General features: G+C 26.8%; 3 protein-coding genes. 2 read left to right on the forward strand and 1 reads right to left on the reverse strand.

The features are described from left to right. Positions 1-180: 180 nt before the first annotated feature. Positions 181-432: a DUF1413 domain-containing protein gene (locus tag Q5O44_RS06190; RefSeq protein ID WP_022167533.1), complete on the reverse strand. Its 252-nt coding sequence runs from the start codon at positions 430-432 to the stop codon at positions 181-183. A 218-nt stretch (positions 433-650) separates the two neighbouring features. Here Q5O44_RS06190 and Q5O44_RS06195 point away from each other — a divergent pair, with 218 nt between their 5' ends. Further along, positions 651-1,439 carry a Fic family protein gene (locus Q5O44_RS06195; RefSeq protein WP_022167534.1) on the forward strand — a complete coding sequence of 263 codons (789 nt, stop codon included), beginning with the start codon at positions 651-653 and terminating at the stop codon, positions 1,437-1,439. Positions 1,440-2,125: 686 nt separating this feature from the next. Continuing rightward, positions 2,126-3,566 (forward strand): ZmpA/ZmpB/ZmpC family metallo-endopeptidase-related protein (locus Q5O44_RS06200; protein ID WP_302637496.1); only part of this gene is annotated, 1,441 nt, incomplete at its 3' end.

Here is a 3,566-nt window from a genome sequence, read left to right on the forward strand (position 1 = left end):
AATATTACTGGAAATCAAAATTTCCAGTAATATTTTTTTATATATAAAATCATTTACACAAATTTATCGATAGTCTCTAGTTTTATTATGATTTAATGTCTTTTAATATTTTCAGAATAGAAATATTAAATATAAATATTTATAAAAACTTAATAGTATTGAATCAGTTAAAGTGCTTTTTTATAATTTTTCATATTGTTGTTGATTTTGAGGTGTTTTTCCTAATGGCTTAATAATACTTGAACCATTATTATTTGCATAATTAAAGAACATAGAGCCTAATTTAATACGATTTCCAGTGGTTATACGTTTCCAGTCAAATCCTCTAAATAACTGTTTTACTGTAAATATTTCTCCAGGGTGTAAGTAGGATAAAGTATTAACTGATTCATAAAATAAATTTTCAACAGATGTATTGCTAGTTATTATCATATTTTATACCTCCTAATAAATTAAACCTTATAACTATATAGTATTAGCTAGTAGCTATAAGTAGAACGAATCTCTTAAATTGCTATAGTATAAATATAAAAATAATTATTATAATAATTGAATAGTTATTTTAATAGTAAATTGTGGAGAGTATTTTATATATATGATAGAATTAATTATTAATTATTAATTAGATTAAATGATAGGTGGTTAGTAAAATGTCAGATGATTTTAAAGCCAGAGGTGTTCAGTTTTTTACTAATTTCAAAAAAGTAAAGTTTAAAAGCTATAATGTAAAAAACTGTAGACTTTCTCAAGATGAAATGATTAAGATTATAGAAACTTATAGATATAGACCATTTAATGATAGAATTGCATATTTAGAGGTATATACATCTAATAAAATAGAAGGTAATACCTTAACAAAGGGTCAAACAAAAGCTGTACTTGAAGGAATAGCTCAAGATGCTGATTTAAGATCACAAACTGAAGTAATACAATTAAATAGGGCTATAAGAGATAATTTTTCTATAAATAATGATTTAAGTTTAGAACTTATCTGTAGAATTCATAAAGATATAACATTTAATACACTAGAAAATAGTGAATGGGAAGGAAAAATTAGAAGTAGTCAGGTATATATTTCAAATAGCCTAATTACTCCACCACCAGCAGAAAAGGTTAAAGAGCAATTAAATGAAGCTATAGATAGATTTAATAATAGTGATAAAGGGTTAATAGATATTTTTAAATTCAAATTGGATTTTGTAAGAATACATCCATTCATGGATGGTAATGGTAGGTTATCAAGACTTATTATGAATGGTCTTTTAACTGCTAAAGGTTATCAAAGGATAATTATTAGAAATCAAGATAAAGGTTTTTATTATGATGCAATAGAATCTTCTTTAAGAGTAGGGAGATATGATGCATGGCTTAAGTTTATGTTAACATACATGAAGTTTATGTGTGAATTAGAAGATATGTTTTTATTAGATATAGAATAAGGATTTAAAGCTACAAGTGGATTTTATATATTTCACTTGTAGCTTTTTATAATATATTTATTATAGGATTTTATGCTCATGCTACCTAGGGTCAGCTAGGGAGGACGTTGTAGAATTGACACTATAAATTTCATGGGGAAATTAAATGGGTAAAAACTCTAGAAAAAATTAAAGAAGTTGATTAATGATCTTATTTTAAATAACAAGAAAATAATACCTAGAAGGGTGTTATGGATTGATTTAGGAGTAAAAGTTCCAGTAATTATATGTTTAAATGATAACAAATCCATTTTTCATTTCATTTTGCAAAGATTTATCAGGGGGCATTTGCACCACAACAAAAAAAGAGTCGAATTTATGGTTCAGGAAAAGTTACACTTGCCAGAACAAATATTGCAATAGGCGAATCTACACTTAATGAAAATACAGAAAATAGTATTAGAACAATATCTAAAGATGCTTTCTCAGCAGACACATTAAAACAATTAGATTTTAATAAAGACACATGGAATATTGATAATTGTAGTTATGATAGTATACCTTCTCTTAACAATTCTGATTCAAGAAATACAGCAGCAGGAGAAGATGCAAATACGGATATTTATATTCCAAACCATGAAGTTTTAAAACAAAGAAAAGATTATGATCCAAATAAGCAAATTATATATAGTAACTTATATAAATTAATGCCGTTCTATGATTCAAAATATCTTGTTATAGATGGTAAAAAAATTAGCAAGGATCATATTTTAAATCAGAAACTTATTAACTCAGTATTAGCATTTGATGCAAATAAAAAAGCAATGACATACCTTACAGAAGAAAATTATGATGACATCAGTTCAATTAGAATCATATTTGAGGATGGTAGTGTACAAAACTACAATGTAACTTATAAATATAATGATACATTAAATCCTATAAAGATGTATGGTAGAGTGGCCATGTACCAAATTGATGATTTAGGTATTGAATATAACTATGATAAATATATAGTTAAGCAAGATGCTACAATTGTAAATAAGTTAGTTAATTATATAATGAATTTAGATTATGACACAGATATGAAAAATATTGTTGATCTTCATTCAAGTGATAAGAGAGGATATGAGGTTTTCAAAGCATACTTTAATGATGTAATTACATCTGAAGAAAATGCTAAAAAATTCGTAATGAATTTATTAGGAAATGTTGATGTAGGTGGATTTATTGGATATGTAAATAAATCTTCTATTATAAATTGCTTCAGTAATGCAAAAGCAGAAGGAAATGCTGGAATTGCAAGTTTTGTAGGGCAAACTCATAATAAGTCTACTTTAAGAAATAACTTAACCTTAGTAAATCAATTTAAAGGATATAAATTTGATGGTAGAGCAGGAGAAGGTAAATTTGAAAACTTCAGTGGAAACTATGAAAATGCTGGTAATGCAGGAACTTCTACAAGAGATAGAGTAAAATCTATTAGCCTTGATGGAAAAATAGATATTGCATCAGCTTCAGCTGTTGAAACAGTAGATTTCTATACAAATACTTTAGGTTGGGATGAAGAAATTTGGGATTTCGGTAAAGTATCAACTGGAGGAATACCGAAATTAAGAAATTCTGATCCAAATGATAATTCATCTGCAGTAGCAACATATCATATTAAATCAGCAGATGAATTTATAGCAAAAATAACTTCAGATCCATATGGAAGATTTATTTTAGATAATGATATTGACTTCTCTTCTGAAGATTCTATTATTGATGTAGAATTTAGAGGAAGACTTGAAGGTAATAATAACAAAATAACTGGAAATAGAGTTCCAATATTTGAGGTTATTAATACAGCAAGAATTAATGGATTAATTATAGAAGGAAGTAAAATTTCAGTTTCTGGAGACAATGTTGGAGCACTTGCAAGAACAGCAATAAATTCAGAAATAGAAAATGTTCATATTACAGAAGCTACTATTAATAAAGCAGATAATAAAGTAGGGGGAATAGTAGGATCTGCTGAGAACTCAACTTTAAAAGTAAGTAGTAGTAATGCAGTTATAATGGCAAATGGAAATGATGTTGGTGGATTAGTAGGAGAAATTAAAGCCTCTACTACAATCGAAAACTGTTATTCAATAGGAAGAGCAC

The organism is Clostridium sp. CAG:221 (assembly GCA_000435835.1).
Lineage (GTDB): Bacteria > Bacillota > Clostridia > Clostridiales > Clostridiaceae > Clostridium.

Bases quoted from the DNA above. Each gene is read 5' to 3' on its own strand.
- Q5O44_RS06190 (WP_022167533.1), bottom strand. From the start codon at position 432: ATGATAATAACTAGCAATACATCTGTTGAAAATTTATTTTATGAATCA.
- Q5O44_RS06195 (WP_022167534.1), top strand. From the start codon at position 651: ATGTCAGATGATTTTAAAGCCAGAGGTGTTCAGTTTTTTACTAATTTC.